The sequence below is a fragment of the Chryseobacterium herbae genome, from assembly GCF_025154075.1.
GTDB lineage: Bacteria > Bacteroidota > Bacteroidia > Flavobacteriales > Weeksellaceae > Chryseobacterium > Chryseobacterium herbae.
In genome coordinates this window covers 870,816-886,416 of the sequence record NZ_JAOAMU010000001.1, presented here as the reverse complement: position 1 = coordinate 886,416, position 15,601 = coordinate 870,816, and the positions used below count along the sequence as shown (strand labels likewise).

Annotated in this window: 11 protein-coding genes; 10 read left to right on the top strand and 1 reads right to left on the bottom strand. The window is 38.9% G+C overall.

The features are described 5' to 3' along the window. Positions 1-138: 138 nt before the first annotated feature. The 6 genes from N0B48_RS03745 to N0B48_RS03720 all read left to right on the top strand — a co-directional run bounded on the left by N0B48_RS03745 (position 139) and on the right by N0B48_RS03720 (position 5,396). Positions 139-1,926 carry a tetratricopeptide repeat-containing sensor histidine kinase gene (locus tag N0B48_RS03745; protein WP_259836865.1) on the top strand — a complete coding sequence of 596 codons (1,788 nt, stop codon included), beginning with the start codon at positions 139-141 and terminating at the stop codon, positions 1,924-1,926. 87 nt (positions 1,927-2,013) lie between these two features. Beyond that, complete coding sequence (locus N0B48_RS03740; protein ID WP_259836863.1) at positions 2,014-2,721, top strand: DUF4386 domain-containing protein; 708 nt, start codon at positions 2,014-2,016, stop codon at positions 2,719-2,721. Positions 2,722-2,740: 19 nt separating this feature from the next. Beyond that, positions 2,741-3,157, top strand: coding sequence for a DUF6326 family protein (locus tag N0B48_RS03735; protein ID WP_259836861.1), 417 nt, complete (start codon positions 2,741-2,743; stop codon positions 3,155-3,157). Positions 3,158-3,259: 102 nt separating this feature from the next. After that, entirely contained in the window at positions 3,260-3,979 is a 720-nt protein-coding gene (locus N0B48_RS03730; protein WP_259836860.1) for a PA3715 family protein, read from the top strand. Between the two features lie 68 nt (positions 3,980-4,047). Continuing rightward, positions 4,048-4,782, top strand: coding sequence for a LytR/AlgR family response regulator transcription factor (locus N0B48_RS03725; protein ID WP_259836858.1), 735 nt, complete (start codon positions 4,048-4,050; stop codon positions 4,780-4,782). Between the two features lie 74 nt (positions 4,783-4,856). Next, on the top strand, positions 4,857-5,396 hold the full coding sequence (locus N0B48_RS03720; RefSeq protein WP_259836856.1) for a lipocalin family protein: 540 nt from the start codon (positions 4,857-4,859) through the stop codon (positions 5,394-5,396). Positions 5,397-5,679: 283 nt separating this feature from the next. Here the strand turns inward: N0B48_RS03720 and N0B48_RS03715 are convergent, their stop codons facing one another. After that, positions 5,680-6,159, bottom strand: a complete 480-nt coding sequence (locus N0B48_RS03715) for a DUF7832 domain-containing protein (protein ID WP_259836854.1) — start codon at positions 6,157-6,159, stop codon at positions 5,680-5,682. A gap of 117 nt (positions 6,160-6,276) precedes the next feature. On the opposite strand from N0B48_RS03715, the gene N0B48_RS03710 reads away from it, so the two are divergent. The 4 genes from N0B48_RS03710 (at position 6,277) to N0B48_RS03695 (ending at position 15,552) form a co-directional block, all read left to right on the top strand. Next, positions 6,277-7,527: a CinA family nicotinamide mononucleotide deamidase-related protein gene (locus tag N0B48_RS03710; RefSeq protein ID WP_259836852.1), complete on the top strand. Its 1,251-nt coding sequence runs from the start codon at positions 6,277-6,279 to the stop codon at positions 7,525-7,527. Positions 7,528-7,614: 87 nt separating this feature from the next. Next, positions 7,615-11,013, top strand: coding sequence for a trifunctional glycoside hydrolase family 18/polysaccharide deacetylase/glycosyltransferase family 2 protein (locus N0B48_RS03705; RefSeq protein ID WP_259836850.1), 3,399 nt, complete (start codon positions 7,615-7,617; stop codon positions 11,011-11,013). Positions 11,014-11,085: 72 nt separating this feature from the next. Then, entirely contained in the window at positions 11,086-13,143 is a 2,058-nt protein-coding gene (locus N0B48_RS03700; RefSeq protein WP_259836849.1) for a M13 family metallopeptidase, read from the top strand. Positions 13,144-13,455: 312 nt separating this feature from the next. Further along, complete coding sequence (locus N0B48_RS03695) at positions 13,456-15,552, top strand: M13 family metallopeptidase (protein WP_259836847.1); 2,097 nt, start codon at positions 13,456-13,458, stop codon at positions 15,550-15,552. Positions 15,553-15,601: the final 49 nt, after the last annotated feature.

The following is a 15,601-nucleotide window of genomic DNA, read 5'->3' as shown; positions in this document are numbered from 1 at the left end:
TATAATTTCAGAACCGTTCAAAAATCAGTGGATTGATTCTTTGAAGGAGCAGACTTGGTGAAGTGGAGTTTTGACTTGGTAAAGAATAGAAAAGGATACCTAAAGTTTTACTTACTTTGCATTAAAGATCTGAAATCCGTGAAATTAATTTTTAAAATACTCTTTATTTTCATTCTTGCTGCAGGAAACTTCTGTACAGCACAAGATTCTACACGGGTTACCCAAGCTTATAAATCTGCGGCAAGACTGAAAAAAGCAGTAGATAATAATGACAATAAAGGCGTGGCTGATTCTTATGTAGGCATTGCCAACGATTATTACAACCAGGGAAATTATGCCAAAAGTGAAGAGTTTTTGGCGAAAGCAAGAGCCATTTACAAAAATCTTAACGACAAAAAAAATCTGGAATCCGTTACCAGAAGAATTGCCCAGTCACAGGAAAAGCAGAATAAAATAACGCCGGCTATCAGTAATTACAATAGGGCAGCCGAGATCAGTTATAGCGAAAAAAACAGAGCCGTAAACACCAATGATGCTGCCAGACTTTCTTCTCCCAACGCTGAACAGAAAGTAGAGGCCATTCAGGATAACATCAATCTGGGTCTTAAAACAAAAGATAAAGGTGATCTGGCAGCAAGCTACAGCCAGATGGCAGAGGTGAATATACAGCAGAAAGATATTCCCAGAGCAGAAGAAAACCTCAACAGTGCGTATGCTATTTCCAAAAAAGAAGCCCCGCAACAGGCATTGGAAATCAATCAGAAACTGACCAATTTCTATGTTGAAAACAGGAATTTTGACAAAGCCATTGAAGCTAAAAAGAAAGTCCTGAAAGAAGATTTTGTCAAAGAAAATTCTCAGGAAAAAGTCAACCAGATCCAGGAACTGGCTGATATTTATATTAAGAAAAATGATCCGGAAGAAGCCGTGGTATTATTAAAAAATGCCTACGGAATCGCTTTGGAAAAAGGGCACACGCTGGAAGCTCAGAAAAGTGTAAAAAGACTGGACAGTCTGTACAGCATAACAGGAAATACGGAGGCTTCAGTTTCGCTGTACCGTGATTTCCTGGGGAAACTTCCGGATATTGTGTCTAAGGACAGAAGCCTGATTGATAATAAAATACTGGAAGATACCGAGCAGAGAATTTCTCAGCTTGAAAAAGAAAAAGAGTTGAAAGATCAGCTTATCCGTAAGAAGAATGTTTTTAATTCCAGCCTGATCGGGGTTCTGGTTGTATTGACCGGACTGATTATCTTTATTTTCAGAATGCTGAAGAAAGTTCAGATCAAAAATAAAAAAATAGCTTTACAGTCGCTGCGCCGTGAAATGAATCCGCATTTTATTTTTAACAGCTTAAACAGTGTTAATCATTTTATCTCGACGAATAACGAACTGGAAGCCAATCAGTATTTAACGAAATTCTCAAAACTGATGCGTGGCGTGATGGAAAACTCCGCTGAAGATTTTATTCCTTTCCAACAGGAGCTGGACTTGCTTCAGAATTATCTTGCCTTGGAGAAAACACGTTTTTCGGATAAATTCGATTACGAAATTGACGTAGATGAAAGCCTGAATATGCAAAACCTGAAAGTTCCCGGAATGCTCGTTCAGCCGTTCCTTGAAAATGCGGTATGGCACGGATTGCGCTACAGAAGCGACAAAGGATTTTTGAAATTAAGTTTTGAAAAAGAAGATCAGCATTTAAAAATCACCATCGAAGACAACGGAATTGGGATCGAAGAAAGCAAAAAGCAAAAGACCCATCACCAGAAGACCAGAGAAGGGCGTGGGATGAAAAATACCCTCGAAAGAATCAAACTTCTTAATGACCTGTATCGTCAGGATATTCAATGTAAAGTCACCGATAAAAAAGATGAACCCGGGGTTTTGGTTCAGATAAGTTATAAAAACATCAATGTTTAAAAGACTTGTTTGATTTTTAATTGGTTAGCTCTGTTTTTGTTGTAACAATTTGTCAATAGTTCCGTCTTATTAGTTAAAACTAAACAGATGACTATTGAAAACAAAACAGCCCGGTTCGCAGGATTTATATATCTTATGGTCATACTTACCGGTTTTTTCAGTTTAATGTATGTGCCTTCACAGCTTACGGTCTGGAAAGATCCTGAGCTTACTTTTCAAAATATTTCTTCCTCTGTACAATTGTTCAGATTAGGTATTGCCGGCAGTATGCTTTGCTATATTGCATTTACCTTGCTTCCTCTTGTTTTATATAAATTGTTGAAAAACGTCAATGGAACCTATGCAAAGCTGATGGTTATTTTGGCGTTGATCAGTGTTCCTGTTTCATTTATCAATTTGCAGAGTAAATTTTCAGTTCTCACCATTATTGAGGGAGCCGATTATTTAAAAGCATTTAATATAGAACAACTTCAATCTCAGGTGATGTTTCTGTTAAACTCTTATAACAAAGGGATCTTAATCGTTCAGATATTTTGGGGACTTTGGCTGTTTCCATTCGGGTATCTCGTTTATCGATCCGGATTTTTACCGAAAACTTTAGGCATTTTCTTGATGTTGGGTTGTTTAGGCTATCTGCTCAATGTATTTGGAAGAACTGTCATTCCTCATTTTTCAGACTATTCAGTATCGGATTACATAACACTTCCAGCTTCTATTGGAGAAATTGGGACTTGTTTATGGTTATTAATTTTTGGAGTGAAAAACAAAGCCAGAGAAATTGTAGACGCAGATTAATTTTTAAATACAAATAATCATGAATAATTCCACACAATTTGAAGATATCAAAGTTAATGTTAAGGTCATACTTTCAGGACTTTGGGCTGCGGTTACCCTATGCTATCTTTATGGTGACTATTTCGAGCTTTATGTTCCTGATAAAGCAAAAGGACTTGTAGAAGGAACCAATCTACTGGATACTCCTTTGAAGCTGTTTATGGCTGCTTTTTTACTTTCACTGCCTGCAGTGATGGTGTTTCTGTCACTCATTTTAAAGCCAAGGATCAATAGAATACTCAATATTGTTTTAGGTATATTTTTTACTGCAGTGATGTTGCTTATAGCAGTTACTTCTCTTAGTTTATGGCGGGCATTTTATGTTTTCTTAGCCCTGTTGGAAAGTTTGATTACTATGCTGATTGTATGGTATGCATGGAAATGGAAAAGACTTTAGAAAGGGAGAACGTTTGAGTTTTATGATTCAAAATTGCAGTGTAAGCTAAATATTTTTTACTTTTACTTGTAGGCCGGATATTTTTCCGGACTATATTGAAAAATGAACAAGCATTTATTTATAGGAATACTGATGTCTTTATGGGCTGGAATCTTACATGGACAGGAGATCAACAGCAATCGGTTTGATAGGGTGGTGAAAAGCTTAAAGCTCGATAAAACCACAATCAAAGCAGAATTCTGTACCGAAAAGAAAATGCCGAACGAGGAAGACTCCTATATTGCTGTTCTGCCTGTTCTGCAGGGCAAAGAAGAGGAAGATTTTTTCGTGGTCCGGAATTATATTGTGATCACCAATGAAAATGGTGAAATCAAAAACCAGTATTTTGATCCGACTGAAATTACTTCTGATGCTATTATGTTGAGAAGTATTGCGATAGACACAGGTCTGTACAATATCAGCAACGGAATTCGTGCTTTTGGGGTCAAAGTAAGTGCGCAGAATGGCAGCCAGCCCAATCCCTATTCTACAGAAACAATCTCCTTGTATTATCCGACAGGCCAAACTCTTAAAAAGGTTTTAAATGAATTTGAATTAAACAGTTACGGTGCAGAATGGGATACCCGATGTACCGGAGAAGCTGATGAAGATCATTCCGTGATTATGATGGATAAAACGAAAACGAATAATTTCACCGATCTTAAAATCAAAACCATTTCAATTCACAGAAAAACCAAAGAGGTAAACGGAGATTGCAAAGAAAACGAAACCTCGAAAACCTCTTCCCGCATTTTAAAATTTAAAAACGGAAAATACCAATAACCCCTTACTCATTACCTTAATCCACGATACCTGCAACTTATAATCTGCCACCCATTACCTGAAAAAAAATGAAAATACAATCCGTAATCGTAGACGATGAGCTCATTGCAAGAGAAGTTCTCAGAAATTATATCACAAAATACTGTCCACAGATAGAAATTGTGGGCGAGGCTGAAAACATCAAAGAAGCCGTTCCGTTAATTGCTGAAAAGCAGCCGCAACTTGTCTTTCTCGATGTTGAAATGCCTTTCGGAAACGCTTTTGACGTGTTAGAAGCTACGAAAGAATTTTCCTATGAAACTATTTTTATCACGGCCTTTTCTCAATATTCGCTTCAGGCGCTTAATAAATCGGCCAGTTATTATATTTTAAAACCGATTGATATTCAGGAACTCATTTTAGCCGTAAATAAAGTAGCGGAAAGTCTTGAAAAGAAAGATGAGCTCAACCGTAATAAGATTCTCCTTGAAAATTTAAAACTAAAGCCTGAAAAACAGCAGCTGATCCTGCCTACACTTCAGGGATTTGATGTGGTAAAAACTGAAGATATTCTCAGATTACAGGCAGATGGAAACTTTACACAGGTATATCTGACGGACGGTTCTAAAAAAATGGTCTGCCGCTTCCTGAAACATTTCGATGATCTGCTGGAAAACCCTTTTGTAAGAGTTCACCGGTCGCATATCATCAATGCAGGGTTTGTAAAATCTTACCATAAAAGCGGAACAGTAATGCTTTCAGATGATACGGAAATTGAAGTTTCAGGCAGTTTTAAAGACAATTTCCTGAAGGTCTTTTCCTAGAATTTATCGTTCATTAACAGCTTAAAGGCATTATTTTTGAAGTTTTCAGGGCAATCACACAAAATATTCCCATTATGAAAACTCTTCAGAAAATTGCTGTTCCGGTTACATTAGGTGTTTTAGGACTGATTATTTACAATTCTTGTTCTGCGGGAATTCCAAAAGGAGCGGTAGCAATCAGTAATTTTAATGCTAAAAAATACCTCGGAAGATGGTATGAGATTGCCCGTTTCGACTACCGATTTGAGAAAAACATGGACAATGTCACCGCCGAATATTCTGAAAACCCAAACGGCTCCATCCGAGTCAGCAACAAAGGCTATAACTACGTTAAAAAAGAATGGAAAGAAGCTATTGGAGAAGCCAGATTTGTGAAAGATAATACTGAGGCACGTTTTAAAGTTTCCTTCTTTAAACCGATCTGGTCAGGCTACAATGTCATTGATATCGACGAAGATTATCAATACGCGCTGGTAGCGGGAAACAGCTTGAAATACCTGTGGATCCTATCCAGAACAACTTCTATCCCCGAAAGTATCAGGCTGCGATTCATTGAAAAAGCAAAAAAAATTGGGTATGATACGGATGAACTGATTTGGGTGAAGCATAATTAGGAGAGTCCAAGATATCAGACGTTACGACTGGTGGCTTCGAGTGCCTCAGCCACCAGTTTGTCGTATTTAGAAACTTCGGTCTATCTTAAGTTTAAGTGTAAATCCTGATCATGGGACACAATTTTATTCTTAATCTACTGCAGGTGGCTGAGGCACTCGAAGCCACCAGATACGAATAAGACTAAGAACGAGATTAAGAACTACAACCAACCCATATTTCACCTCCCCGAAACGCGCACCCCGTATCACGCAACTACTCTAAAACACTCAAACGCTCCGACGCTCAAACACTCTGGCGCTCAAACTCCCTCCACTCCTCAAAACGCTGATCAATAACAGGTTTTATGAGATCATAGTTTTCGTAAGTGTCTTCCACGTGGTAAAAAGATTCATACTCGAAGTCGTTTTCTTCTGCTTTCCGGTCGAAAGTTTCTGAATAATCATCGGTAAAGGAGTTGAATTTTTTCCCGAAGGCAGTATCATCATTGTAATAAGCCTGTGCAAAGCCGTTACCCAGATCGTTGAGGTCGTATTGGCTGAACTTTTCATCACACAGATCGATCAGGAATTCTGCTCCGGTCATCTCGCGTCTTTTTACACTTTGGATCTCATCTTTGGCATCTTCCGCCAATTCTTCCGATAACAGATCGTTGTTGATACACCACGTCAGAAACATACCTATATGGGTTGCTGCATTTTCATTGGGTAAATTTTCCGGATATTCTCCGCCATAGTGCCAGGAAGCATCATCATATTTTGCCATCGCCGAATAATTATAGTTTTAAACAGGATCAGCCAAAGATAGAAAAAATCATTTTATGTTGTCGCGGCCGTAGATTTTTACGTCATTTGCAGGACATTTTCTTTCAAGAATTTATATATGGAAAAAGCTGTTCTGATTACTATCGGGGATGAAATCCTTTCCGGAAATACCGTTGATACCAATTCTAATTTTATTGCTACTGAACTTAAAAACATTGGCATACAGGTGACGCAGATCTTCACCATATCGGATGAGATCGATATCATTAAAAACACTTTAAAAGCTGCTTTTGAGTTGGGTGATCTGATCATAACAACCGGAGGTTTAGGCCCGACAAGGGATGATAAAACCAAAAAAGCACTGGCTGACTATTTCAATGATGAAATTGCACTGGATGAGGTGACTTTCAATCATCTTAAAAATTATATGGAAAAACGCGGCCGCCTGGATATCCTTGAAAGAAACAGAGAGCAGGCCTTTGTTCCGACAAAATCCGTTGTTTTTCAGAATCATTTTGGAACGGCACCATGCATGATGATGGAGCAGGACGGCAAATTATGTTTCAGCCTTCCGGGTGTTCCTTATGAAGTGAAGCCACTGATCAGAGATCAGATTGTTCCTTATTTAAAAGAAAAATTCAATCTGTATTATATTCATACCAGAATTGTTTCCGTGGTGGGAATTCCCGAGAGTATTCTTGCGGATATCATTGAAGACTGGGAATTGGCCCTTCCTGAAAATCTGGCGTTGTCTTATCTTCCGGTGGGAACACGTGTTAAACTGAGATTGACCGCTTCAGGTGATAATGAACCTGTATTGAAACAGCAGGCAGAAGAGGAGATCCAGAAACTTCTTCCTTTGATTAAAGATCATGTGATTGCAGTAACAGAAGATAAAATTGAAAAGATCCTGGCAGAAATTCTTACGGAAAGACAACTGACGATTTCCACAGCAGAAAGCTGTACAGGTGGTGAGCTGGCCAAAATGATCACATCCATTTCCGGAAGTTCAACATATTTCCTGGGCGGAATTGTGCCTTATGCTACAGAAAAGAAAATTGAGATTTTAAAGGTTTCCAAAGAGACTGTAGATCAATTCACCGTAGTAAGTGAGCAGGTAGCGAGTGAAATGGCGGAAGGTTGTATGAAACTATTTGGAACAGATATTTCCCTTTCTACAACAGGGGTTGCAGGCCCGGGGAAGGGTGAGGACGGCAAAGAAATAGGAACTGTTTTTTACACGATCAGGATTAATGACAAGGAAGTTACTTCGAAATTATACATGCCTCATTTAGACCGGCTTGATTTCATGAATTTTGTTTCCCAGAAGATTATTCAGGATCTGGTAGGGCTGCTTATAAACGTTTAGAAATCAGTTGATTTTTTTTAATTTTATTTTAATAAAATTGATGGAGTTTTTCACGCTTTTTGAGATGTAGACTATAAATTTCATTACGTGGAAAACTCAAAACAGATTTTTCAGACTGACAATAAAAAACGCTGGAGAAGCGTACAGTGGGGAAGTCGTATCTTTATTTTCGTGGCCGTATTACTCATTTTGGCTTTAGGGCTGATGATGAAGCTGGAAAGAAGCCCGAAAATTCCTTTCAAAGAAGATTATAAAGCGGTTATTACAGCCAGTAAACCTTATCTTCAGGAAAATAGAATATCCAAAGAATACAAAGGTTTCAGGAATTTTATTTCTGAAAAAACCATGCATACCAGTCTTGCTAAAATTCAGCAGGCAAGAGCAGAAAGGCTTAAAAATCAAAACAGAAGCTGGTCCATGTTTCCAGGCGGGATCCGTTCTGCGTTCTATGTGGCCTGGGATCCGCAGTCGCTGATGTCTCTGAAAAGAAATATCAGACACATCAACCTCGTTTTTCCGGAATGGTTTTTCCTCGATCCTAAAACAGGGGATTTGAAGACCAATATAGATCCGGAAGGTTATAAAATCATCAAAAGAACCGGAGTGGCTGCGATGCCAATCTTAAGTAATAATTCCGATCGTGAATTTCGTTCCGAAGGGCTTGGAAAGGTTTTAAAAGATCCTCAGAAAAGAACGAAACTTATTCAAAAGCTTACGCAGCAGTGTCAGAAATTTCACTTTAAAGGAATCAATATTGACTTTGAAGATATGAACCTGGATTCTGATGAATACCTCATTGCCTTTATGAAGGAACTTTCAGACACATTTAAACAGAATAAGCTGCTGGTGACCATGGATATCATGACGGATAATGATGATTACAATATCCAGAAACTGAATCCTTATGTAGATTACTTCATTCTGATGGCTTATGATGAATATGCCGTAGATAGTGATGCGGGACCGGTTTCCTCACAAAAATGGATTGAAGCACAGACTGAAAAAATCCTCAAAAAAACAACTCCCGAAAAAATAATTCTGGGACTGGGAGCATATGGCTATGACTGGAGTACCAACAAAGAAGATAATACCTCCGTTACCTATATGCAGGCCATTACGAAAGCCAGTGCAAGCAAAGCGGTCATTAATTATGATGACAATACATTCAATTTAAATTATTCCTATATAGATTCTAAAAAAAACACCCACACGGTATTCTTCAACGATGCAGCTTCCATTTTCAACACGATGCGCTTTTCCTCTGAATATCCGCTGGCGGGAACTGCCGTTTGGAGACTGGGAAGTGAAGACAGCAGAATCTGGAATTTCTATGATAAGGATATGACCACTGCGGGTATGTCTAAGCTTAATTTAAAAATGTTGGAGAATGTAAAAGGGCAGACGATGGTCGATTATATCGGAGACGGAGAAGTTCTGGATGTTTTGAATACGCCTCATGACGGAAAAATAGCTTTGGAAATAGATCCCAAAGAAAAAATAATTACGGATGAGAACTATATTACCTATCCAAGTTCCTATGAAGTGAAAAAATACGGTGAAGCTCCACAAAAAGAGCTGGTGTTGACCTTTGACGATGGTCCTGATGAAACGTATACGCCTCAGATTTTAGATATTCTTTCAAAATATCACGTTCCTGCTGCATTCTTTCTTGTTGGGTTGAACGCTGAAAGAAATCTTCCGCTGGTTAAAAGAATTTACCGGGAAGGTCACGAAATCGGAAACCATACTTTTACGCATGAAAATGTAGCCAAAGTAAGTCCCGAAAGAGCATTAATGGAAATGAAACTGACAAGGCTACTGATCGAATGTATCACAGGTCACAGTACCATTCTCTTCAGAGCGCCTTACAACGCAGATTCGGAACCGACTACTTCTGAGGAAATTATTCCGGTAGCATTAGCGAGACAGCAAAATTATCTGGATATCGGAGAAAGTATTGACCCGGAAGACTGGCAACCAGGTATTAAATCTGATGAAATTATCAAACGCGTTATGGCAGGCATTAAGCAGCAGCGCGGAAATATTATCCTTCTGCACGATGCAGGCGGAGATACCAGAGAAGAAACGGTGAAGGCCCTTAAAATATTGATCCCGACTCTTCAGAAACAAGGCTATCATTTTACGAATCTTGCCAGTATTCTGCACAAAAGCAAAAACGTGCTGATGCCGGAAGTTCCTAAAACAAGATCTTATTATATTATGCAGCTCAATCTGGTGCTGGCAACCGCGATATATGGAATCAGTCATTTTCTGGTAGCACTTTTTACTATATTTATCGGACTTGGCCTGATAAGATTAATCCTGATGATGTATTGGGCTTTTAAAGAAAGAAAAAAAGAAAAACTCTTGGGTGAGCTTCCGGTTTTGGAAACCTATCCGAAAGTATCCATCATCGTTCCTGCTTATAATGAAGAAGTGAATATTATTTCTTCTCTGAATAATTTGTTAAAACAGACCTATCCCAACTTCGATATCATTATGGTGGATGACGGAAGCAAGGATTCAACGTATAAAAAAGCGAATGAAGCATTTCCAAATCATCCCAAACTGAAAATTTTCACAAAATCAAATGGTGGAAAAGCGACTGCACTAAACTTTGGGATCTCTCAGACCGATGCGGAATATGTTGTGTGTATTGACGCAGATACCCAACTTGAACACAATGCTGTAAAATATCTGATTGCAAGATTTTTAAATTCAGATCCGGAGGAAAAAATCGCTGCAGTGGCAGGTAATGTGAAAGTGGGAAATACCGTGAATTGGCTTACCAGATGGCAATCCATAGAATATACAACGAGTCAGAATTTTGATAGATTAGCCTATGCTTATATTAATGCTGTAACAGTAATTCCCGGGGCAATCGGGGCATTTAAAAAGTCTGTGATCATCGAAGCAGGCGGATATTCTACCGATACGTTGGCTGAAGACTGTGATATTACCGTAAAGATTTTAAGAGCAGGATATACGGTAGCCAATGAAAACAGAGCCGTTGCTGTGACCGAAGCTCCCGAAAGTGTAAAACAGTTTTTAAAACAACGCTTCCGCTGGACCTACGGAATTATGCAGATGTTCTGGAAACAGCGTCAGACCTTCCTTAATCCTAAATACAAAGGGCTTGGACTTTGGGCGATGCCGAATATTTTACTGTTCCAGTATATCATTCCGTTCTTTTCACCAATGGCAGATCTGATCATGTTCTTTGGAATTTTATCCGGGAACGGTGGGAAAATATTCACGTATTACCTGATCTTCCTGTTGGTAGATGCTTCTCTGGCTCTTGCCGCATTCATCATGCAGCGGGAAAAACTGACCGGTTTATTCTATGTGATTCCGCAACGTTTCGGCTACAGATGGCTGATGTATATTGTATTATTCAGAAGCTTAAGAAAAGCATTGAAAGGGGAAATGCAGTCGTGGGGATTTTTAAAAAGAACAGGAAATGTAAAAGAGATAGTGACTTCTTAATATTTGTTTAAATTTGTTCATTGTAACAAAACTTAAAAAAAACAGACTTATCATATAAAATTTGCTATCATAATGAAAAAACTAACGCTTTCTTTGTTTTTATTGGCGGGTGTTTGCTCACTTAATACAGTGAACGGACAGGAAAAAGCCGTGAAAACAGCAGTTAACAGCACAGATAAAGGCTTGGATATTAGCCTTATGGATACTTCAGTACGTCCTCAGGATGATTTTTATAACTACGTAAGCGGAACCTGGATGAAAACAGCCAAAATTCCGTCTGACAAACCAACTTGGGGTAGTTTCAACAAACTGGCTGAAGATACAGACAACAACTCAATGACTATTTTGAACTCTCTTCTGAAAGATAAATTTGCAGACGGAAGCGAGGGTAAAAAAATCCAGGATCTGTATGCTTCATACATGAATATGGAGAAGAGAAATGCAGACGGGATCAAGCCTATTAAGGAAAACCTGAATAAAATTGATGCGATCAAAAATCTTGCTGACCTTCAGAACTATCTGACCTCTGTAACTAAAGATGGCGAAAATACATTTTACGGATGGGGTGTAGATGCAGATCTTAAAGATTCTAAAATGAATGCCGTTTACTTAGGTGACGCTTCTTTAGGGTTAGGAAGAGATTACTATCAGAAAGTAAACGAAAAAAATACGGAAGCTATCGCTGAATATCAGAAATATGTAGCTTCTATGCTTACTGAACTAGGCTACAAAAATGCTGATGCAGCTGCAAAAGGTATCGTAGACTACGAAAAAAGTATTGCACAGACTTACCTTACCAACGAGCAGAGCCGTGACAACACGCTTCAGTACAACCCAAGAACAATGGCTGAGCTTTCAACATTGGTAAAAGGGGTTGATATTCCTGCTTATCTTAAAAAAGTAGGGGTGAATGCCGATAAAGTAATCATTGGAGAAATCGGTTATTATAAGAACTTTGATAAATTGGTGAATGCTCAGAACCTTCCTGTGATCAAGGATTATTTAAAATTCCACATGATTCACGGAAGCGCTTCTTACCTAAGTGAAAAACTAGGAAACATGAGATTCGGTTTCTATGGTAAATACTTAAGAGGCCAGCAGGAGCAGAGAGCATTGAACAAAAGAGGTTTTGAGTTAATCAACGGTTCTCTAGGGGAAGCTTTCGGTAAATTATATGTTGAGAAATATTTCCCGGCTGAAGCAAAAGCTCAGATGGTAGAATTGATTGACTATTTAAAGAAAAGTTTCGCGGTTCACATCAACAACTTAGCGTGGATGTCTTCTACAACGAAGGAAAAAGCAATGACCAAACTGAACAAGTTTACAGTGAAAGTGGCTTATCCGGACAAATGGAAAGACTATTCAAAATTAGAAATTCTTCCAGAAGCTAAAGGCGGAACTTTATATAAGAACCTTCAGAATGTAGCGGCTTGGCAGTATAATAAAGATTTAGCAAAAATCGGTAAAGCTGTTGACAAAACAGAATGGGGGATGACACCACAAACGGTGAATGCTTACTACAACCCGGTAAACAACGAAATCGTATTCCCAGCTGCCATCCTTCAGCCTCCTTTCTTCAATCCTAAAGCTGATGCTGCCGTGAATTTCGGAGGAATCGGTGCTGTTATCGGTCACGAAATGAGCCACGGATTTGATGATTCAGGTGCTCAGTTCGATGCAGACGGAAACCTTGTAGACTGGTGGACTCCTGAAGATAAAGCCAACTTCGAGAAAGCAACAAAAGCTCTTGCTGCTCAGTATGACAAATACGAGCCGGTAAAAGGAACTTTCGTGAACGGTACTTTCACAAACGGTGAAAATATCGCTGATTTAGGTGGCGTAAATATCGCTTACGATGCTCTTCAGATGTACTTAAAAGATAAAGGAAATCCAGGGAAAATCAGTGGATTCTCTCAGGATCAGAGATTCTTCCTAAGCTGGGCAACCGTTTGGAGAACTCTTTCAAGTGAAAAATATATGGTAAACCAGGTGAAAACTGACCCGCACTCTCCGGGATATTTCAGAAGCTTCGGTCCACTTATCAACGTTGACGCTTTCTACAAAGCATTCGATGTGAAAAAAGGAGACAAACTATACAAAACGCCGGAAGAAAGAATTAAAATCTGGTAACAATAAACAAACCGTTCAGCAATGAGCGGTTTTTGTTTTTTTTTAGGTGGCAGGTGGCAGATGCGAGTTTCGGGATTCGAGATATTGAGTTACGAGTTTCGGGTTGCCAATAGCCAACAGCTAACTCATTCTGATTTCATAGGTGTATTTTTTACTCTAAAACTCTAAAACCCTCATACTCTCTCACCCCGCAACTCGAAACCCGCACCCCATATCACTACAAATTCTGCATCATTTCTCAATTATCATTAATCACTTATTACCAAAGTTCGTATATTTGGTAAGTTTGTATACAATCAAAATTTTTTTTTAATGAAAAAGCTAAATATTGGAATACTTGCCCTTTCCGGCATTGTATTTTTAAACTCATGCGGAACGGCTAAGACTGCTGGTACAGAAAAGAAAACTGAAACTACGGTTGCCGTTGCAGAACCTGTGAAAGAAGAATCAAAAGAAGAGGGGATCAATTTATCTTATATGGATAAAAGCGTTCGCCCGCAGGATGACTTTTTTAGCTATGTGAACGGAAATTGGGTGAAAACTACTCAGATTCCTTCAGATAAAGCGAGTTGGGGTTCTTTCAATGCATTGAGAGAAAATGTGGATGATGCTTCTTTGGATATTCTGAACAAGATTTTATCCGAAACGTATTCTGAAGGATCAGAAGGGCAGAAGATCCAGAATCTGTACGCATCTTTCATGGATGTGAATAAAAGAAATGCTGATGGATTGGCTCCTATCAAAGGAGATCTGGCAAAAATTGAGGCCATCAAAAACCTTAATGATCTGCAGAAATATCTTCTTGAAGCAACCAAATTAGGCGACAATTCTTTCTACGGATGGAGAGTAAGTGCAGATATGAAGAATTCTAAAATGAATGCGGTATATCTGGGCGGTCCGGACCTTGGATTGGGAAGAGACTACTATCAGAAAGTAAATGAAGCCAACACTAAAACTTTAGCAGAATACCAGACTTATGTAGGGAAACTGTTTGGAGTTTTAGGAAATAAAAATGCAGGACAGGCTGCAGAGAATGTAGTGATGTTTGAAAAGCAACTGGCTAATTATTTATTGACTCTTGAGCAAAACAGAGATGCCAATTTAAGATACAATCCGAAAAATGTAACTGAACTTTCAGGATTGGTTAAAAATGTTAATCTGGCTAAATACCTTAAAGATGCTGGAGTGAATACGGATAAAGTAATCATCGGCGAACTGAAATATTACCAGAACATGGATCAGTTCGTGACGGAAAAGAATCTTCCGTTGCTGAAAGATTATCTGAAATATCATTTAATTAACGGTAACGCCAGCAACCTGAATGACAGTCTGGAGGAGATCAGATTTGATTTCTATTCCAAATACCTTCAGGGACAGAAAGAGCAGCGTCCGATGGACAAAAGAGGACTTACGCTTGTAAATGGTGTTTTAGGCGAGGCTTTCGGTAAATTATACGTTGAAAAATATTTCACACCTGAAGCAAAAGCTCAGATGGAGACTTATATTGATTATATCTTAAAATCATTCAAAACCCACATCAATGATATGGACTGGATGTCTCCCGCTACCAAAGTGAAAGCTCAGGAAAAACTGTCTAAATTCACAGTGAAGATCGCATATCCGGACAAATGGAAAGATTATAGCCAATTAAAGGTGGAATCTCCAAAACAAGGGGCCACATTATATTCCAATCTTCAGAATGTGTCTGCGTGGCAGTACCAGAGAGGTCTTGATAAAGTAGGAAAACCGGTAGACAAAACAGAATGGGGAATGTCTCCACAGACTGTAAATGCTTACTACAGCGGTTCAAACAACGAAATCGTATTCCCTGCAGCGATTCTTCAGCCTCCTTTCTATAATCCTAAAGCGGATGCAGCTGTTAACTTCGGTGGTATCGGAGCCGTTATCGGTCACGAAATCTCTCACGGATTTGATGACAGTGGTTCACGTTTTGACGGGGATGGAAATCTTAACAACTGGTGGACAGAGGAAGACCGTAAGAATTTTGACACTAAAGTAGGACAACTTGCCGCTCAGTACAGTGCTTACGAACCGGTAAAAGGAAGTTTTGTCAACGGTAAATTTACAAGCGGAGAAAACATCGGTGATCTTGGTGGAGTAGCAGTGGCTTATGATGCCCTTCAGATGTATTTAAAAGATAAAGGAAATCCGGGAAAAATCAGTGGATTTACTCAGGATCAGAGATTCTTTATGAGCTGGGCAACCGTATGGAGAACCAAAGCTACCGACCAGTATATGATCAACCAGGTGAAGACAGATCCGCACTCTCCGGGAGTGTTCAGGGCATTTGGTCCATTGGTGAATCAGGATGCATTCAGCAAAGCATTTGATATAAAACCTGGAGATAAAATGTACAAAGCTCCTCAGGACAGAATAAAAATTTGGTAGAACAACCAAAAATTGTTAGAAAAGAAAGAATCCGTCTCCATTCAATGGG

Coding starts and splice junctions, on each gene's coding strand:
- N0B48_RS03740 (WP_259836863.1), top strand. CDS start 2,014: ATGACTATTGAAAACAAAACAGCCCGGTTCGCAGGATTTATATATCTT.
- N0B48_RS03735 (WP_259836861.1), top strand. CDS start 2,741: ATGAATAATTCCACACAATTTGAAGATATCAAAGTTAATGTTAAGGTC.
- N0B48_RS03730 (WP_259836860.1), top strand. CDS start 3,260: ATGAACAAGCATTTATTTATAGGAATACTGATGTCTTTATGGGCTGGA.
- N0B48_RS03725 (WP_259836858.1), top strand. CDS start 4,048: ATGAAAATACAATCCGTAATCGTAGACGATGAGCTCATTGCAAGAGAA.
- N0B48_RS03720 (WP_259836856.1), top strand. CDS start 4,857: ATGAAAACTCTTCAGAAAATTGCTGTTCCGGTTACATTAGGTGTTTTA.
- N0B48_RS03715 (WP_259836854.1), bottom strand. CDS start 6,159: ATGGCAAAATATGATGATGCTTCCTGGCACTATGGCGGAGAATATCCG.
- N0B48_RS03710 (WP_259836852.1), top strand. CDS start 6,277: ATGGAAAAAGCTGTTCTGATTACTATCGGGGATGAAATCCTTTCCGGA.
- N0B48_RS03700 (WP_259836849.1), top strand. CDS start 11,086: ATGAAAAAACTAACGCTTTCTTTGTTTTTATTGGCGGGTGTTTGCTCA.
- N0B48_RS03695 (WP_259836847.1), top strand. CDS start 13,456: ATGAAAAAGCTAAATATTGGAATACTTGCCCTTTCCGGCATTGTATTT.